The following is a 17,937-nucleotide window of genomic DNA, read 5'->3' on the forward strand; positions in this document are numbered from 1 at the left end:
TTCTGCCACATCTCTTGATGAGATTATTCGCGCTTATTGTGCAACTTAGTGTCTCATTTTTATTTGAAATAACTATAAAACAAACCCCAGCAACTTTTAGGCTGCCGGGGCTTGTCTTGTTTAATTTGGTGGCGGGAAGTGGATTTGAACCACTGACCTTCGGGTTATGAGCCCGACGAGCTACCAGGCTGCTCTATCCCGCGTCGTTTTTTGTCTCTTTACTAATATAAACATATCTTTCTGAAAATTGCAACCCCTAAATCAAAAAAACTTTTTAGATTATGGGAGGGGTTGCTGAAATCGGCGAGCGAGTCTCGATCGCCCTAAAGCATCGAAACTTCCCCAATTACCTCCAAGCGCTTGAACTCGCTGAGAGTTAGGTAAGTCTCCGCCAGAGTTTCGGCGATCGTCGGAGTAATCCACCCCAACTGCTTGAGCAAGTGAATCGCCACAGCAAATTGAGCGCGCTTTCCTCCATCCGTCACCTTAATTGCCAAGCCCATGCCTTCGCCAACGCGGCCAATGCACTGCACCCCTTCGGCGCCGGACTTGCTCACCAATTCCCCTTGAGTCAAGCGCATCAGTTCCGTGTCAAATTTGCCCTCACCGGCAACCATCATCGGGTGATGAGTCATAGCGCGGACAATCCGCTCCATCTCCACATTGTCGCCGGAAGCCAACTTAGCGTACAAAGAGGCCATTTGCCCCAACTGCAACAAATAGGTAGGAGCGCCGCAGTCGTCACGAGCGCTGATAAACTCTTCGGCAGGCATTGCCAGCAACTCAGCCACTTTGCCCAAAATAAGCTGCTGGACAGGATGTTTGCGGCGTAAATAAGTGTCCAAGGGCCAGTGCAGTTGCTGGCAGACAGCCAGCATTCCGGCGTGTTTCCCGGAGCAGTTGTATTGCAGGGCGCTCTTTTTGCCTTCGGGAATGGGGCATTGAAGTTTAGAGGGGTCAATGTCGCAGCGCCACAGGACGTTAAATACCTGGCGCGATTGCTCGATCGTACCTTGATGGGAACTGCAAATAATCGCTAAATCTCGATCGGTCAATTCGTAGCGTTCTAAAGTGCCAGTCGCCGTCACCGCCAAAGCTTGAAAAGGCTTGAGTGAAGAACGGACAAATGTAGCCGTTTCCGAGTTACCGGCAACAGACAGAACGCGCCCGCGCTTGTCGCAGACAGCGGCCTGGGCGCGGTGCCTCGATTCCACAATACCTTCGCGCAGCAGTGTGACTTCCAGTTCGGGAGCTTGGGTTCGTTTTCCCCTTGTCATATCAATTTTAGATTTTAGATTTTAGATTTTAGATTGGGGCCGATGGAAGTTATGAGTTGCGAGCTGCCAGTTAAGAGTTATAAAGTTAATCTTTCTGCGATCGTTTCTCACTCATGCACTCCGTGTGCGTTGTTGGCTGTGGGCGGCAATCTCAAAACTCAAAACTCCCTTCCATTCCCGATTACAAACAACTCCAAGTTAGTCCCCCGGCAACCAGCAACACTGTCAAACCATAAAATGTTTGCCGCAGACGCCTGAGAATTGGTTCTAGTTGGTAGTTGACAATCAACTGATCTTGAAGCAAAACTTCGGGAGTTTTAGGCCAAGATTGACAATCGTACCAGCCAGACTCTTCGTAGACGACCGTGGGATTTGAAAGGCGCGATCGCACGTAGAACCAACCCAAGTAGAGTCGCAGCAAAGCTAATCCTAGAATAAAACCGGCACCTGCGGCACCGCACAGGACAAACTGAGCTGGATACTTGACAGGAGCAAAGCTAGAAGCAGCTATCGGCCCCGATACCAAGCAACTCCAAGCCCACACCCAAGCTAGTTTGGCCAGGTATCCGGGCCAATTGAGTGTTACCCAGCTAAAAAACCAGGATTCTTTAAGTTCTTGGTATTCATTGATCGGTCGCTGTTCTTGCGGAACGGGACAAATAGAAGCAGAAACGTTTTTCACATTAGCCATCCTCACGGCGTGGGGGAAAAGTCAATGCGTTCGGCGTGTCCCCAGAACGCTTCTAAATTGTAGAACTCCCGCTCTTGAGGCTTCAAAATGTGAATGATTGCGTCGCCGTAGTCCATGACGACCCAACTAGCGTCTGATAGGCCTTGTGTACGTAGTGGCAAGCGTTGCCACTCTTCTTCAACTTGGTCTGCTATCGCTTGGGAGATGGCTCGTACCTGCACGTTGGAAAATCCGGTGATGATCGCAAAGTAGTCTGCCAAATAGCATACTTCTGCCACCCGGAGCAATACAATATCTACTGCTTTGCGGTCATCGGCTGCTTGAGCAACGGTCATGATCATGCCACGGGCTTCGTCGGGGGAGGTGCCTTCCGTTGCTGTAGACTGGGCCCTGGAGTATTCGAGTTGAGTTAGATCTGACATTAAGTGTTTAATTTCCTAATTGATAGGGTAAGGGGGAATCGGTGAGCTATTCGCTTTCGATTGTTGGCAGTTTGAGACGGGAAATAGGAGTTAGGTTGAAGCCAAAAGTAAGGACAGAATTTCTGGTAAATTTTACTTTTAACTTGTGATTTGTTCGATCGACTTTTCTGTCGAATTTCCTGTTTCCGGCGATTCGCGGGCCATAAGCAGCGCCCAATTCCGCGTAAGTACGGTGCGGGGGTGGATGTAGCAGCGAGTTTCTAGCAAATATTTAAGAGAATAATCGCTAGTTTGCCACACGGCTGCATAAAGATTTTGCAAGCTTGCCTCGCGCAGTGCTTTTAGTTCGGCTGTGTTGCCGCGGCTTGGCTCTATGGTATCTGCTACAAATACGGTACAACTAAGCTGACTCATGTTTGGTCTGCCGAGGGTGTGATTGGCGATTGCGTCCAAAATTTCTCGATCGACTACCCCGAATTCGTCTCTGGCGACGATCGCGCTCGCGTCTGCGTGCAGCAAATGCGGGTGTGCTTCCAACACTGAGTCTAACTCTAAACCTTCCTTCTGGGCCATTTGCAGCAGCAGTTGAGGTTTGAAGTATTTTGCCAAATCGTGCAACAAACCGGCCGATCGGGCTTTTGCTTCGTCGAGGCCGTAATGGCGAGCCAAGTCACCTGCTGTCTGTTCGACTCCGAGGATGTGTTTGATACGGGCAGCAGGAACTCTGTCTGACAGCCAAGCTAGGACGTTTTCGCGCGCGGGTAAAAGTGTCAAATATTAACTCCTCCATTGTAGGATCTACTATTTTAGCGTTTTGTTTTGATCGGCTGCTGTGTCGGGCACACAGCGGTGTGGTGATATCTGGGATGGGGAGGGGTGAAGGGGGCGAAGGGGGTGAAGGGGGCGATCGGCTGTTTGGCAGATACGTTATCTTTTCTGGTAACTCCTGGAATCTTCAAAACAGTCCCTACCTGAACAATTAGTCTAATGGGCTTGCTATTTTTGGTAATTATCTCATTTTTTCTATTTTTAGTCCGTGCCATCCAAGGTTATTTTGTCGTTTAGCCGCTGCTTGCTTCTCTGGGAATTTTTATGATTATTTTGTTAATTCAACATAAAAAATTCCCTAAAAACTTTAATCAACATGGTTGTAACGGGAAGTCAAAAGTCTTTTTCAGTAATCTGTATTTTACTTTTAATCGGGGTAGTCAGGGCTTTCTGGATGGCGAAGGAGACAGTTCCCCTTCTCGTAGATAGGGGACTTAAATCGCTCAAATATCAGTCTTTAATTTTTTTGGTATTTACGTTAACGAACGTTATTTTTGTACTGCTAGGAACATCTTGTGACACTCTAACTAGGCACGGTTTCAATCGCTTATATTATTTGGGCAAAGGCGCCAATATTTTCTCAGCATGACTCGCTGCCACCGCCGCAAATAAAGCTTCATAATGATTCAAAGCTTCCTCAAATCCATAATTCTCCACAGCATAATTTCTGCCTTGCACGCCCAACGCATCCACCTTAGCAGGGTGCAGGTACAAATCCTCAACCGCCTCAGCCAAAGCCTGCGGATCTTCCGGCGCTACCACCACCCCGCCACCGCTCTGCTGCACTGCTTTCTGGGCCGTACCAGTTTCAGGAACCGAAGCCAAAATTGCCCGACCGCTGGCGAGAATTACTTGAATTTTTGAAGGCATATTGAAGTTAGTAACGCGGCGCTTTTGTACGACTAAACTAACATCAGCAGCAGCTAACAATTCGGGCAATTTTTCTCGCGGTTCAAATGGTAGCAGCATTACATTATTAGCTTTGTAAGTTTCGCAATCTTGTTGCAAGCGCGCCAAGGCTGTTGATTCCCCCACAATGACAAAAGCGATTTCGGTTAGGTGTTTCAAACGAGCGGCTGCTTGGACAACTGTTTGCAAGCCTTGAGTGAGGGCAATATTGCCCGCGTAGAGAACGACAAATTTGCCATTGAGTTTGTGAGTTTCTCGAAATGAGTTACTTTCCTTGGGTAAGGGCCGAATGAAATTGACATCAACCCAATTGGGAACGCAAACTATTTTTTCGGGGGGTACTCCCTGAGAGTGCAATTTTTTGACAAAACCGCTATCGATGACGCTGACTTGGCTGGCTGTGCTGTAGGCCAATTTTTCCAAAGCGTCAGCAATGCGAACTAGCAGTCCGTTTTTTTTGACCAAGCCGACGCGCACGGCTGCTTCTGAGACGATATCCTGAACGTTGAGGACGATCGGGCAAGCGCGAATCCAGCCGTAAAAGGCGACTGGGACGCAAATCGGTAAAGGGGGCATTGTCGAGAAAATCACGTCGGGACGCCAGCCTCTGAAAGCTTGGACGGCGCTGGAGACAACAAAACTGCCGTCTAGCACAAGTCGGTCTAGAAGGCTGGGGTGGGGGCCGTTGACGCGCAGATAGCTGCGCTGAATTGTGACACCGTTGTGTTCTTCTGTAAGGTAAAATTTGCCCTCATATTGCGGATAAATCCGGCGCTGCGGATAGTTGGGCATTCCTGTGACGACTCGGACTTGGTGGCCGCGCTTGACTAAGCCTTGCGCTAGTTCTGTCATCAGGGGGGCAATGCCGATCGGCTCTGGATAGTAGTTATATGAATAAATTAGAATACGCATAATATTTATTTTGAAGCAAATTGTCCTCCAGCCGCGTGCATCGAGCCTGTACCCGCAGAATTGCCGAGGATGTGGTTGGGTTCCGGGTAGGACAATAGGGGAGCGAGGGGATCTTCCACTCTTTGCGAAAGAAGCCGCCCTGACCGGGCGGGTATCACGCCCTCAGGTAATGTTTTTTCGCATTACCAGGCAGTTTCGGCGATCGTCGGTACGGATATACCGAAGGTCGTCTGTGAGCTTGTACATGAACACCAGTCCCCTTTCTCCCTCTCTGTCCAAAGGATCGCGCTGCTCTTGCATGATTGAGTGCAGCTTTGCTTCTAAGTTGAAGGGTTGACCCCTGTCCCAAATCCTAATTTCTAAGTAATCGGCAAACACTTTTACCTCAATGTCGATGGGTGTCGTGGGGGGCAAGTTCTGGTGAGCGTGGCGGACAGCGTTTGTAAAGCCTTCGTTGATTATCAGCCGGCACTGCCACCAGAAATCCGCTGGTATCATGGGCAAAACGATATTCTCCAACCATTCCAAAACGGATGTTAAAGCATTCAGGTCTGTTTCAACCTGCAGGTGCCACTCGGCCTTTGGTTGCTTGTCTTTCATCTTTCTTCCCCCTGGTCGGCCCCCACCACCGCTGTACTCAGCGCCGGAGGGAGAGAAAAAGGAGGGCAAGGTCTTGGCAACATATTAGTTAAGTCAAGCTTGAGTTGAAGAAGCCCGTTTTGCCTCAAGGTGAGCATTCCTTTCGCACCATTTACTCGCACAGCAAATGAGAGACTTCCGATACTGTAATCCGCCTCGGTAGGGCGTTTAAATAGGAAAAATTCCCGAGTCAGCTTGCGAGGAAGTGATTTCAGCTTCGACCGTGTTAGCAGTCGCTACTTTTCTAAACACAGGTGAGTTCTTCTCCTCCTCGAAAATCATGCTGGGATCATTTGAGTATGACCTCGAACTCGCCAATTGCTAATTATTAATGCTCTGATTGCAGAGCTGGCAACTAGCTGTGCATTTTCTGGGCGTGTGAATTTTAACACTTAATGCTAACGTAGGTATCGCTAGCGATCGTCTGCTTGACTAAGTATCAAGTTCGAGTTCCCGCCCCCCCGTTGGCAACCGCACCTCAAAGTTAAGTGGTGGGTTGTTGAGGGTTCCTAAACAGCGCCACTATTTTTGTTAAAAAGGACTGTTACAGTTTTGACAATTAGTTTGAGGTCATACACCAGGCTCCAGTTTTGTTGGTATTTTAAATCTAAACGGATGACATCTTCAAAATCGCGGACTTGAGAGCGACCGTTGACTTGCCATTCCCCTGTCATCCCGGGTTTGACATCCAAACGCTGCCACTGAGGGACTTCGTAGCGCTCAACTTCGTCTGGGGTAGGCGGTCTAGTGCCGACTAGACTCATTTCGCCTTTGAGCACGTTCCAAAACTGCGGCAGTTCATCGAGGCTGGTTTTGCGTAAGATGCGCCCGACCTTGGTAATCCGCGGGTCGTTGTCATTTTTGAAAAATGCGCCAGAAGCCTGATTTTTGATTTGGGCTTTCATGGCTTCGGCGTTGGTACACATCGATCGAAATTTCCAAATCCGAAATTGTCTGCCCATCCAGCCACAGCGGGTTTGACCGAAAAATATCGGGCCTGGATCGTTGATAGTGATGGCTGCAGCTATGGGTACGAGCAAAATTCCTGTAATTATCAAACCGACTATTGCCCCAACAATGTCTATCAGCCGCTTCACCCACGATTGCACTGAGGGGTGGGTCATCGGTAGCTGATTGTCCGAGGGCTTGGTCTCTGTGGGAGTTGAGGTTGCAGAGGGCTGCTCGATCGTCAGCACTTGATCTAGGCTGGTGAGAGCAAATACTGCCATCACCTGCGGCTTGAGGCTTCGGAGCACCAAGTCGCTACCACGCTGTTTGGCAAATTTCAGATTGCTGACTAAAGCACCGATCCCGCTACTGTCGATGAATGTCGTCTGACTGAAGTCTAGGACAATCTTGCTGGGAACGGTGGTGCTTTCCGAAAAAAGTTGCTGGCAGGTTGTCTTGAAGTTTACAGCTTCAAGTACGCTCAAGCGCACGGGTATGTGAACTGAGGGAATCTCGTCCGAGTACGTTACCCGAAAATCTGCCTCTGGGGTTTGACTGACCATGAAGTCCTGGTTTCAAATTTCAAGCTTATGTCTTTAGCCTATTCTGTCCTAGCAGCTCCACCTTTACCAAATATTATGGTTAACAAAAGGCTAGCTTTATACAAACTTTACAAAAACACCTGCAAACTCGCCCGCCGAGAATGATATCAAAGGCAAAAATAGACTTAAGTCTACCAGTGCCAGTTTTGGCCCAAAGATTTTTGAACGCAGTCGCGGCCAAACTTTAACATCGGAATCAAGATTTTTGTGGATTCAGGCCGATTAATGTTGTCGTTAATAATTTTCGTGCCTGTCTTGCACCGGATAGCCATCGCAGTTAACAGTTAACAGCTAACACAGAAGTCAACAGTTAACGGTTAACTGGAAAACCCCCGTAACCAGCGTCGGGGGATGAGGTTAAGAATTGTAGACGTTTTCTGACTGGGAGGTTTCGCGGGTGATGGGTTTGACTTTGGCTTTGGCTTTGGCTGCGTTGCGTTTGAGGGCCTGGAGACGAGCTTCGTATTTAGCCCGCTGCTGTTTTTTGGAGGTTTGCTCGATTAAGGTTTTTAAGGCGCTGCCGAGGCTTTTGTAGGCGTTTGGGAGAGTGTAGCCGAAGCGGGTTGCCAGGGCGAGGGCTTTTTCGTCGGCGTCTACTGCTTCTTTTAAACTTTTCTCTCCGTTGTTTTTTTGGTAAAGTCTCCAGCCGGAGACACCGCATAAGGATAGGGCTAGTAACAGCAGCAAGCCGTCTTGCACCCAAAGTTCGCCGACAGCGCCGCCTAAACCAATGGCGAGGGCTGCCATTTCCCAACCGTCTCTGGGGATGGTGTCGTTTTGGATTCTGGCGACTTCGTGCCAAAATAGGAGGTTCCGCTGATCCATTGCTAGCTGTTCCCAGCGGATCAGGTCTATTTGGATTTCTACCTGGTCTTTGCCTATTTCTTCGCTGCGGATCAGGGTAGGATTAACTTCTATTGTTTTTTCTACTGTTACCCAACTTTGGAGTTCTGGGGGCAGTATGTTTTTCAAGCGCCGGATCTCACTCATCTCGGCTCTTGCTGTAGAGGTTGCATAGGATGTCATAGCTCCGGCCTATTAATTTTCCAAAGGTTAATATGTGTCTATTTCTGGAGTATAGCAAACCTTTAATGCAAATATAGTCTAGCAACGGGGGTCGATCGACCAATACTTGGAAATTTACTTGATGTGAGTCTCAGGGGGCGATCGCAACTGCCGACTCGATCCTTGACTTTCGACTATTTCATCAACGGTTCGATTTCTTTCCACAATTTCGACCAAGCCGACAACACTTCCGCCTTAGAAGTTATGCCTTTTTGAACTAAAACAACTCCGTCAAATACTTCAGGAATTCCGTACAAACCTCGCCCTAGAGCTTCATCTGTAAAACGCACTACCGCCAGAAATCTAACTCGGTCAACGGGAACTTTTAAATTGTTTGGCTGCAACTGCCACAAGTCCCGAAACTCATAATCGATAGCTAATTTTTTTAAATTGGCAAAAACTAAATCCGTGTAATATGAGTCTAACAGCTTGTTTTGTCTTCGATTACGGGATATCTTTGTTTATGGCAAATAAAGTCATGTAACTCTTCTTTTTGTCCCCACATCCTCTCTTTTTTTGCCTCGTTTAACATTCATTTTTTTCTCTTTTTTTGCTACATGAGCGCGATCGCCCACAGTCGGGTGTTCGATCGCGCACAGTAGCGAGTCGGATAGCGCGCTGCTGGCACTAACTGCTGGTCTCCCCCCTTTCCTTCTTGCAGTGGACTTACCACTTTCCGGGAATTTACACACATCATTCAGACGCGATTTAAATGATTAAAGTGACTTCAAAATACCGCTTTCCAACTGATAAATTGCTGCCATAATCCCGCTTTCAGGATTGGTAAGCAGGGACTTTTTGACATCTTTCAAGTATTCTAAAATGTGTTCCCGCAAAATCGGCCTTTCTACTTTTACTGTATGATTATAATCCCACAAATCCCAAATGATAATTCCGATGCCGACAATCGGATCGATTAAACTTACTCCCAACTGACTAGCCACTGTACCGCCTGTTTTTGTGGCTACCTTGGCGGCGGCTTTGCTGGCCACTTTTGCCGTAACTTTACTACCAACTTTAGCTGCTACTCCCAAAATCAAGGGTTTAGCAACCAAGTACCCACTGCCGCCAACTAATACTTTTAATGATAAATTCGAGACGTTTCCTTTGTCGCTAATTGTGGTAGCAATATCGTTCAGATATTTGTCCCACTGTACTTGCGGTATATTATAATTGTTTTGAACTACTTTCACATTCTTGCTAACTTCTGATATGTACAAATTAGCAGTATCTTGAGTGATTAATTGAAATCGCAGTTGAGCGTTTTTAGGTACCAGCACGCGGTTAGCAAATTCTCTTTGAAAGTCTTCGGTTAATTTTTCGGAAACAGCTTGAGACGCTGCTGTCATATCAAATCTGTTGAGTACGGCAGATTTCACAAAATTAAAAGGTACGGTAAACTCCATCTTTTTTTGAGTGAAGTAATCGAAGTACCAATCGAGAAAGCTATTGTCAACTCTGGCAATTACTTCGGTTTCCCATTTGTCCAATTCTTTAGAGGCGAAAGTTTCGGCTGTTGTATGGGATTGTTGGATAGCGTTTTTAATGTCTTGGTTGACTTTGCTAAAATCGTGCGGCGGGGAGACGACAACTGCTGTGGTTCCGGTATTGGTTAGGGACTGGGAAATTAAAAAGTTACCTAATAGGGGAATGATGACTACTAAAATTACGATCGTCCAAATCATCGGCGTCACAGTTTTGATAAACTGACCGATAACTCTGAGACGTTCTGTTTTCTCTGAATAGCTAATTTTTTCGTTGTCTTGACTCATGGCGGTTTCTCAAATGATGAGAGTTGGGCTAGTTTCGATTATAGGCGGCGCTTCCTGAATTGTGTTACGGGCGCGTGGCCTGAAATTCTGGAAAAGTTGGGTAAAAGTCCGCGCGAGTGAAGCTACCCCAAAGCGAATTGATTCAAAAGTACGATCGCACTCTTCATCCGCGTTAATCTGCGTTAATCTGCCTGCATCAGCGGTTCATAAAAAAATAAAAGAGCGTGAAGCGAAGCTATCCCGCAGGGAATCGCCCTTTAACCCTCCCTCAAACTCGATCGTCCTTATCTGATTATCTTTTAACCTGCTTTACTTAACACAACCAGAATGTACTGGTCAAGACTAACTCCTTCCCTTTCCGCTTTTTCTGCTAAACTCAAATGTAGAGATTTAGGAATCTGTAAAGATAGACTTCCGCTATACTCAACCTCCGTTGCAGGTAAAGGAATCTCATCGCCGCAGTCATAAGCAGTCTCTATCCACAATTCCCTCGCTTCCTGAATATTCTCCATCGCTTCGGACAAAGTTTCACCCTGAGACATACAGCCAGGAAGGTCTTTAATTATAGCTGTATAACCTTCAGGTTCTGGATAAAAATTGATAGGATATTTCAGGCTCAAGTAATAATCTAGGGATTTAAGCTTGACTTTCATCTTCTGATTCATCGCTCCATTCCTCTAACTTCAATAATGCCACAATTTGCCTGACGTAGACTCCTTTTACCTTCTGACCGCCCTTTTTAGGGACTGTAATCTTTAATCCATCGGCATTTCGGAAAGAATGGTGACTTCCTTTCGATCGCTTTTCTTCAAACCCAAAAGCAGTTAGGATATAGCACACATCGTCAAACCGCACTTCTGGTGGATTTGCTAAAAATTGTTCTACCAGTTTTCCTAACTTGCCCATGAATTTTTATAGAACCCATTTGAGATCTTTTGACGATCAACAGACAACGGGCGATCGACAGATCACGGGCGATCGACAGATCACGGGCGATCGAGTAGAATCGACAAAGTTGAGGGAATGCCAGTATCCCAGGGATATTAATGAGATATTCAAGCGATTTGACAGACAAAGAGTGGGAAATTATCGAGCCGTTACTGTCGCAGAAGAAGAAAACTCGACCGCCAGTGTGGACAAAGCGACAACTCCTCAATGGCATATTTTATCAGCTCAAAAATGGTTGTAATTGGGCGGACTTACCCAAAGATCTACCGCCATATTCAACGGTCTTCTGGCATTACCAAAACTGGTGTGAGGATGGCTCAATCGAGCGGATTGAGACAGCCTTGCATGGCAAGGTAAGGTGCGCGAACAAGTCAAAAAAAACCGCAGTGGACGACCTTGATCATGTTTGCTTGATAACGGCTATCACCCTGAGAAACTGACTAAAGCCTTGGAGGAGATTTACCCCGAAGCGATTGCCTAAAAGATCTCAAATGGGTTCTATAAACGGATAGGCGGGGAAACACTTACGTTAAGTCATTGCTTGAATAATGACGAGTGGGGAAATAAACACAGACAAGAAAGCTGCATATTGGTAGAAACTTATTCCGTGAAATATGCAGCTTTCTTTATCAATCTTTACCAATCGTTTCTCTCTAAAATCGATTGGGCAAAATCTCTAGTTGTTTCACCTTTGTGATACCACCAAGGCATATCTAAAGGGAAAGCTGGTAAATGTCCTTTAGGAGCATTATTTAGGTTAAATGTTAACGCTCCATAAGACTTCCAAGCAAAAATTCCACCAAATATACCTGGGTCTCTTCTCCAGCCAATCTTTTCTCCAAAATCCCCTACTTTTTTTGACACATCCGAATAAATTTGTTTTTGCGCCTTAAAACCAAAATGTCCATTACTATTCTGTGACCAAAGTTGATTAATAGTGTGTAAATCATCACGGGGCAATATTCTCAGATTTCCCTCAAAATCACGGTTAGCTATCTTTACTATGATGTCACAGGTTTCTTGGTCTGCTTTTTTCCATTCTCCCGCTTTTAGTAAACTACTGAGTCTAGTATAGTCTATAGTCAAAACCGTATTGATTTCGCGAGAAATCAGAGCAAGGATTTCTTCTTCGGAAGTAGCGTTATCTAAATAATGTTGACTTTGTTCCCTAATTTTATTTATAACTGTTGGCGAAGTTAATGGATTAATATGTTGATTAAGTTTAGCTTCGTAGAACATACAAGCAGCATGGCCTACTGCATAAATCATGAGGGCTTTAGCAGCAGCACTTATTATTTTACTGGGAATCATTCCATACTCTAGCCAGTCTATACCTGCCTCAATAGCTCTTTCTCCCAAAAAAGCTGCACCAAAGGCTGTTAAAGCTTCAATTTTTCGTTCGGGTTCTTGTAAGTTAAATCCATAAATATTGGCAATCTGATAAACCATTTCTGCCGAGAGTTTGGAGATTTCTGGTAAATCGTACTTAGCTATCCCCCTGATGACAGCTTCTGCTCGCGGAATTCCTCTAACTAAATCCACTCCCGCCGCTTGTAAGGATTTTTGAACGATAAGAACATGAGCAATTTCATAGGGAGATTTGTCTCGGTAGCTGTGCTTTAGCCTTTTAACAGACGCTTCAGATGCAGCAAAATTAATTTCACAAACAGATTCACCAATCCAATTAACTAGACTATTCCAAGCATTTGAATTAGATTCTTGCTTCAGTTGTCGTAGTTGAGGATTAGCATTGACTTCAGTATTTATCTGAAGAATTTGTTCGCTGGGTTGTGGCGATGATGTTGTATTTGTCGGCGATGGTGCGGGTGCGGGTGTGGGTGTTGGTGCGGGTGTTGGTGCGGGTGTTGGTGCGGGTGTTGGTGCGGGTGTTGGTGCTATTTCTTCTCCTACGAATACTGATTCTGGAATCCATGTTCCTCGGTTTTCCCCTTCAAATTGAAAACATATTCGGCGACAATGTACATAGGTGGCTACAGCTAAAACTTCTCCGTTTTTTGGGTGACCATTAATGTAGCAAGTTGTTTGGGAAAATAGGTCTTGAGTTGAAACCATTTTTAATTAAGTAAATAATGATTTTAGAAGGATTAGGTGGATTGAACAGCCATGAGAACAAAAAAAGAGATAAAGTTTGTAACCCTTGCCGCTCCATCAGGATAGTTTAATATCCTTATAGAACCCATTTGATATCTTTCCTGAAAAAATCAGGCAGACAAACAAGTCGTCTCACATAACTCAATAGCTACAAGACGAGAAATCATGGGGCAATGGTAGCAAAAGAGTCCAAATCCATATCGCACAGGGCTTACGCTTACAGCAATAGATCTCAAATGGGTTCTATAGATGCTTGTACTATTCTAATAAAAAAGGGCGGGCATTGCCCACCCTCGCTAGGAGTCAGGTGAAATTCACAAATTAAACCTGAGCCTCATTCTTCACCAAATTACCCCAACCCAAATCCTTCAGCGAATTATTCCGGCGCAGCGGACGAGTCACCAACTCCAAAATATCCCGCGCATTACCAAAGCCGTGAATCTGAGCAAAAGTAAACTCAACAGACCACTTAGTATTAATCCCCCGCGCTTCCAAAGGATTAGCGTGAGCCATACCCGTAATCACCAAATCAATATTCTGCTCGTAAATCCGCTGCAACTGATTGTAATTGTCTGGTTTCTCCACAATCCGAGGAGTAGGAACTCCCATCTCGTGACAAGTCTTTTCTAACAAAGCCAATTCTGCCGCCTGATAGCGCTTGTCCATGTAAGGAATTCCAATTTCCGGGCAAGTCATGCCACAGCGAATCAAGAAACGTGCTAAAGAAATCTCTAGCAAATTGTCTCCCATAAAGAAGACAGATTTGCCGCGAATTATTTGCAGGTAATCTTCTAAACCCGCCCAGATTTGCGCTTCTCTTTCGTCCAAACCTTTTGGTTCAATTCCCAACACTGAGCAAATCTTTTCAATCCAAGCGCGAGTTCCGTCAGGGCCGATCGGGAATGGCGCACCAATTAGCTTACACTTGCGGCGGCGCATCAACGTAGAAGCAGTACGCGACAAGAACGGATTCATACCCGATACATAATAACCTTCTTCCAAGACTGGCAATTCAGTGTAGCGCTTGGAAGGAAGCCAACCGGAAACTTTGATTCCTTGCTTCTTCAATTCTAAGGTTAGCTGAGTAACAACCGGATCGGGCAAAGAACCAAAAAGTACCAGCGGTGTGTGCTTGACATATTCCGATTCATCTGCTGCAACTTCCTCTTTTTTCTTGCCGAAATTCAGCAGTTGAGAGATAGCATTGCGTTCTTGTTTCTGAGATTCCATCACGGGCGCTTTCTCAGGACATTTAGCAGCCATCGCTGCTAAAACGGTATCTTCCCCTTGAGTAAAAGCGTAATCCAAGCCGTTAGCGCGCGCTGTCACGATGGGAATGCCAATTTCTGCTTCGAGTTTCGGTGCTAACCCTTCCAAATCCATTTTGATGATTTCGGTGGTGCAAGTGCCGATCCAAACAATTACACTGGGGTTACGATCGCGCTTAATTTGCAAGCACAGCCGCTTCAACTCATCATAATCGTTTAACTGAGCGGAAATATCGCCCTCTTCCAACTCAGCCATCGCATAGCGAGGCTCAGCAAAGATCATCACGCCCATTGCGTTTTGCAAGAAATAGCCGCAAGTCTTGGTACCGATGACCAAGAAAAAGCTATCTTCAATTTTTTGATAAAGCCAAGCTACGCAGCTAATCGGACAAAATGTGTGATAATTGCCTGTTTCACATTCAAAGTTTAAAGCTTCCGGTTCATTAGTAGTAATAGCAGTCATATCTCAAATCTTCTCCCTTTAAATTGTTTTTCGTCTCGAACAGGACTTGCGGCGGAGCGAGGAAACACCTGGATTTTGCGAGCATCTTGGTGCGATCGCCCAGGATAGGAATAGGTTGTTTTTCCTCTCGAACACGAACAGGCGCAGTGGCGAGAAAATACCTGTGAAAGCGCGATTGCGACGCACAGCGAACAATAAATAGAAATACCTATTTTTGGGCTAATTCCTGTGAAAAATAGATGCAACCACTCAATATTTCCGCAGTAGCCGCAGCATCCCAAATTCTGGCTAAAAAATTCTGCGCGAGGGCATACAATCCCTCACAGCAGGGATTTAGTTTACTTCACATCGCTAAGGCAAAAAGCCTTTTGGCAGTTGTGAGTTTGAGCTAATTAAAAATTAACAACTCGCAACTCACAACTCACAAATAGAGCGGGAAACTTCAAGACTAGAAGAGATTTGGGCGATCGCAACAACCTCACTTAAAATCAGATAAAAAGCCGGAAATTTCTTCATCCTCATCGTCGGAATCCAAATCGCCGAGACCTAGAGCATCTAAATCATCTTCGTCAGGATCTCCGGTAGTTGCTTCCCCCAGATCGTCAAGTCCGAGATCGTCGAGGTCATCGTCATCAGATACAGAGAAATCGTCAATACCGTCATCGTCCAAGTCGCCCAGATCCATATCTAGGTCATCTGAGGTCGCTGTCCCAAAAGGATCGGGTATTTCTTCGGCGACAAACTCTGCATCTTCTTCCCCAAACGGATCGGAAATCCCCGCTTCGAGATCTCCAGAGGTCAAAGTCCCAAATTGTGAGGCTTCATCTTCCTCGTCATCGCCGAGGTCGAGACCGCCCAAAGCCGAGGCTTCATCTTCCTCGTCATCGCCGAGGTCGAGACCGCCCAAAGCCAAAGCTTCTTCTTCCTCATCGTCGCCGAGGTCGAGACCGCCCAAAGCCAAAGCTTCTTCTTCCTCATCGTCGCCCATATCAAAGTCAGATACGGCGTCTTCCTCATCGTCGCCCATATCAAAGTCAGATACGGCGTCTTCCTCATCGTCTTCGAGACCGAGACCGTCCAAAGCCGAGGCTTCTTCCTCGTCATCGCCCATGTCGAAGTCGGAGACCGCTTCTTCCTCCTCATCGTCCATGTCGAAGTCGGAGACCGCTTCTTCCTCGTCATCGCCCATGTCGAAGTCGGAGACCGCTTCTTCCTCGTCATCGCCCATGTCGAAGTCGGAGACCGCTTCTTCCTCAAACTCATCGAAGGATTCCTCCTCTGAGCTCAGTGCTGACGCTGCTGCTGCCAGACCTGCTGCTCCGGCGACTCCGGCGACTACTCCGGCTGTTGCCAAGGCAGCACCCCCCAATTTATTAGATTTGGCTGCGGCGGGTGCTGCAGTTGCAGTTTGAGCTTGAGCTGCGGCGGGTGCTGCAGTTGCAGTTCGAGCTGCGGCGGGTGCTGCAGTTGCAGTTTGATCTGCTGTGGGTGTTGGAGATTTACCGGCCGTCTGCGGCGCGATATTTGAGGGCATACCCAGCGCGATGTCCGGGTCAAAATTGAGTCCCAACACTTCGATCAGGCTGTCTGCATCCGGCTTGAGTTTTGAGAAGGGCAGCATTAATTGCTGGAGTTCCGGCTCCAGGGCAGCCGCAATTCCCAGGATGAGGTAAGAAACAGGCCTTTTCCCGCCGTCGGGTGTGGCGACCGTGTTCTCAGCCGTCATGTGCAGGAGCAGCCAAGCCCGATTTACCTGGTAGTAGTCCAACCACTTCTGTTTGAGAGCAACTGAAAAAGTATCAAAAAAAGCCATAACCTCTTTATCCTCATCCTGATCGCTAGACCTATTAAACCATCATCAGGTCTAGCTCATCTTCCTCCTTCTTGACCACCGGTTGCACTGGATTTAGATAAAAATCTGAAAGTAAGGCAAATAATTCGCGATCTGGCGTGTCGTTGGGCACTACTCCTTCGGGCATTGCCAAAATCTGGTCAGCGATGTTGAGGTAGTAATCGCAGACGTAGTTGAGGGAAGGATCGCTTTCGGCCATCTCAAACAATGTTTTGCCTTTGACGCGAGAAACGCGAATGTCTTCAATCAGGGGCAGCACTTCCAGCACCGGCATCGGTACAGAGTCAATGTACTTGTCGATCAAGTCGCGCTTTGAGGTGCGGTTGCCAATTAAACCGGCGAGCCGCAACGGGTGAGTGCGGGCTTTTTCGCGGACTGAGGCGGCGATGCGGTTGGCTGCAAATAAAGCGTCGAACCCGTTGTCAGTAACAATCATGCAGTAGTCGGCGTAGTTCAAGGGGGCTGCAAAACCGCCGCACACTACGTCACCGAGCACGTCGAACAGGATGATGTCGTATTCGTCGAAGGCATTGAGTTCTTTGAGGAGTTTGACGGTTTCACCGACTACATAGCCGCCGCAGCCAGCTCCTGCGGGAGGGCCGCCTGCTTCTACGCAGTCAACGCCGCCGTAGCCTTTGTAGATGACATCTTCGGGCCAAACGTCTTCGTAGTGATAGTCCTTTTGCTGAAGGGTGTCAATAATTGTGGGGATCAAGAAGCCAGTGAGGGTAAATGTGCTGTCGTGCTTTGGATCGCAACCGATTTGCAAAACTTTCTTGCCGCGCTTGGCTAGGGCAACGGAGATGTTGCAGCTTGTTGTCGATTTGCCAATTCCACCTTTTCCGTAAACTGCGAGTTTCACTCTTTGTTCTCCTATAGGTTTCTATCAAAACGATGAGGGCTGGGTTTTCATGCTTTTTTTCGATCGCCCAATTGCCATAGCCCAATTGCAATAGCCCAATTGCAATTCCCTTACTGTCAGTCGATTTGAGATTTCAAATTTGAGATTAAAGAATGGACTCCACAGATGAATCTGGGGCTTCTCTCTAACTAAAATTTTCTCTCTCGACCACTTTTGTTTGGGGCTTGTATCCGTCTTTGGGTTAGACCAATTTTGGACTCAGCCCTTAGTCACCTCGTTGAAAGCATTATTAGCTAACTTGCGATGAAAAGAAAGGGGGCCTCTAAATGAAAATGCTAGTAAATTTGTTTATTTTGCATCTTTAGTA

Annotated in this window: 20 protein-coding genes and 1 tRNA gene; 3 read left to right on the plus strand and 18 right to left on the minus strand. The window is 46.7% G+C overall.

Annotated elements, in window-relative coordinates:
• Positions 1-126 precede the first annotated feature (126 nt).
• The 14 genes from QUA10_RS21860 to QUA10_RS21925 all read right to left on the minus strand — a co-directional run bounded on the left by QUA10_RS21860 (position 127) and on the right by QUA10_RS21925 (position 10,971).
• A tRNA-Met gene (locus QUA10_RS21860) sits at positions 127-203 on the minus strand.
• A 120-nt stretch (positions 204-323) separates the two neighbouring features.
• The gene (locus QUA10_RS21865) at positions 324-1,277 is read right to left on the minus strand and encodes an asparaginase (RefSeq protein WP_333084640.1); all 954 of its coding nucleotides are present in this window, start codon (positions 1,275-1,277) and stop codon (positions 324-326) included.
• A 181-nt stretch (positions 1,278-1,458) separates the two neighbouring features.
• A complete protein-coding gene (locus QUA10_RS21870; protein WP_333084641.1) occupies positions 1,459-1,968 on the minus strand; it encodes a CGLD27 family protein in 510 nt (169 codons plus the stop codon).
• A 2-nt stretch (positions 1,969-1,970) separates the two neighbouring features.
• Positions 1,971-2,390 (minus strand): ribosome silencing factor, encoded by a 420-nt coding sequence (gene rsfS / locus QUA10_RS21875; protein WP_333084643.1) that lies wholly within the window; start codon positions 2,388-2,390, stop codon positions 1,971-1,973.
• Between the two features lie 138 nt (positions 2,391-2,528).
• Entirely contained in the window at positions 2,529-3,164 is a 636-nt protein-coding gene (gene yqeK / locus QUA10_RS21880) for a bis(5'-nucleosyl)-tetraphosphatase (symmetrical) YqeK (protein WP_333084645.1), read from the minus strand.
• 32 nt (positions 3,165-3,196) lie between these two features.
• Positions 3,197-3,433, minus strand: coding sequence for a hypothetical protein (locus tag QUA10_RS21885; protein ID WP_333084647.1), 237 nt, complete (start codon positions 3,431-3,433; stop codon positions 3,197-3,199).
• A 337-nt stretch (positions 3,434-3,770) separates the two neighbouring features.
• On the minus strand, positions 3,771-5,039 hold the full coding sequence (locus QUA10_RS21890) for a WcaI family glycosyltransferase (RefSeq protein WP_333084649.1): 1,269 nt from the start codon (positions 5,037-5,039) through the stop codon (positions 3,771-3,773).
• A 162-nt stretch (positions 5,040-5,201) separates the two neighbouring features.
• Positions 5,202-5,639 (minus strand): ATP-binding protein, encoded by a 438-nt coding sequence (locus QUA10_RS21895; RefSeq protein WP_015178537.1) that lies wholly within the window; start codon positions 5,637-5,639, stop codon positions 5,202-5,204.
• 548 nt (positions 5,640-6,187) lie between these two features.
• A complete protein-coding gene (locus QUA10_RS21900) occupies positions 6,188-7,189 on the minus strand; it encodes a sugar transferase (protein ID WP_333084651.1) in 1,002 nt (333 codons plus the stop codon).
• 396 nt (positions 7,190-7,585) lie between these two features.
• A complete protein-coding gene (locus QUA10_RS21905) occupies positions 7,586-8,254 on the minus strand; it encodes a DUF3318 domain-containing protein (protein ID WP_015178535.1) in 669 nt (222 codons plus the stop codon).
• A 173-nt stretch (positions 8,255-8,427) separates the two neighbouring features.
• Entirely contained in the window at positions 8,428-8,637 is a 210-nt protein-coding gene (locus QUA10_RS21910; protein WP_333084652.1) for a hypothetical protein, read from the minus strand.
• Between the two features lie 372 nt (positions 8,638-9,009).
• Positions 9,010-10,065 (minus strand): hypothetical protein, encoded by a 1,056-nt coding sequence (locus tag QUA10_RS21915; protein ID WP_333084654.1) that lies wholly within the window; start codon positions 10,063-10,065, stop codon positions 9,010-9,012.
• A 299-nt stretch (positions 10,066-10,364) separates the two neighbouring features.
• Positions 10,365-10,730 carry a type II toxin-antitoxin system HicB family antitoxin gene (locus QUA10_RS21920; protein ID WP_333086369.1) on the minus strand — a complete coding sequence of 122 codons (366 nt, stop codon included), beginning with the start codon at positions 10,728-10,730 and terminating at the stop codon, positions 10,365-10,367.
• A complete protein-coding gene (locus tag QUA10_RS21925) occupies positions 10,702-10,971 on the minus strand; it encodes a type II toxin-antitoxin system HicA family toxin (RefSeq protein WP_333084657.1) in 270 nt (89 codons plus the stop codon). The genes QUA10_RS21920 and QUA10_RS21925 overlap by 29 nt, the downstream gene beginning before the upstream one ends.
• Here QUA10_RS21925 and QUA10_RS21930 point away from each other — a divergent pair.
• Positions 10,970-11,254 carry a hypothetical protein gene (locus QUA10_RS21930; protein ID WP_333084658.1) on the plus strand — a complete coding sequence of 95 codons (285 nt, stop codon included), beginning with the start codon at positions 10,970-10,972 and terminating at the stop codon, positions 11,252-11,254. The two genes, QUA10_RS21925 and QUA10_RS21930, sit on opposite strands and share 2 nt — an antisense overlap.
• Positions 11,166-11,453 (plus strand): transposase, encoded by a 288-nt coding sequence (locus tag QUA10_RS29175; protein ID WP_445243601.1) that lies wholly within the window; start codon positions 11,166-11,168, stop codon positions 11,451-11,453. Before QUA10_RS21930 ends, QUA10_RS29175 begins: the two co-directional genes overlap by 89 nt.
• 196 nt (positions 11,454-11,649) lie before the next feature.
• Here the strand turns inward: QUA10_RS29175 and QUA10_RS21935 are convergent, their stop codons facing one another.
• Together QUA10_RS21935 and QUA10_RS21940 are read right to left on the minus strand one after the other, a co-directional pair.
• Positions 11,650-13,086 carry a GUN4 domain-containing protein gene (locus tag QUA10_RS21935; RefSeq protein ID WP_333084659.1) on the minus strand — a complete coding sequence of 479 codons (1,437 nt, stop codon included), beginning with the start codon at positions 13,084-13,086 and terminating at the stop codon, positions 11,650-11,652.
• A 360-nt stretch (positions 13,087-13,446) separates the two neighbouring features.
• Complete coding sequence (locus tag QUA10_RS21940; protein ID WP_199297522.1) at positions 13,447-14,856, minus strand: ferredoxin:protochlorophyllide reductase (ATP-dependent) subunit N; 1,410 nt, start codon at positions 14,854-14,856, stop codon at positions 13,447-13,449.
• Between the two features lie 239 nt (positions 14,857-15,095).
• Between QUA10_RS21940 and QUA10_RS21945 the strand changes: the two genes are divergently transcribed.
• Positions 15,096-15,248: a hypothetical protein gene (locus QUA10_RS21945; protein ID WP_333084660.1), complete on the plus strand. Its 153-nt coding sequence runs from the start codon at positions 15,096-15,098 to the stop codon at positions 15,246-15,248.
• An 86-nt stretch (positions 15,249-15,334) separates the two neighbouring features.
• Here the strand turns inward: QUA10_RS21945 and QUA10_RS21950 are convergent, their stop codons facing one another.
• Both QUA10_RS21950 and bchL read right to left on the minus strand, forming a co-directional pair.
• Entirely contained in the window at positions 15,335-16,669 is a 1,335-nt protein-coding gene (locus QUA10_RS21950) for a DUF5331 domain-containing protein (protein WP_333084662.1), read from the minus strand.
• A gap of 34 nt (positions 16,670-16,703) precedes the next feature.
• Positions 16,704-17,570, minus strand: a complete 867-nt coding sequence (bchL, locus tag QUA10_RS21955) for a ferredoxin:protochlorophyllide reductase (ATP-dependent) iron-sulfur ATP-binding protein (protein WP_006634709.1) — start codon at positions 17,568-17,570, stop codon at positions 16,704-16,706.
• Positions 17,571-17,937 lie beyond the last annotated feature (367 nt).

The organism is Microcoleus sp. Pol8_D6, assembly GCF_036700965.1.
Lineage (GTDB): Bacteria > Cyanobacteriota > Cyanobacteriia > Cyanobacteriales > Microcoleaceae > Microcoleus.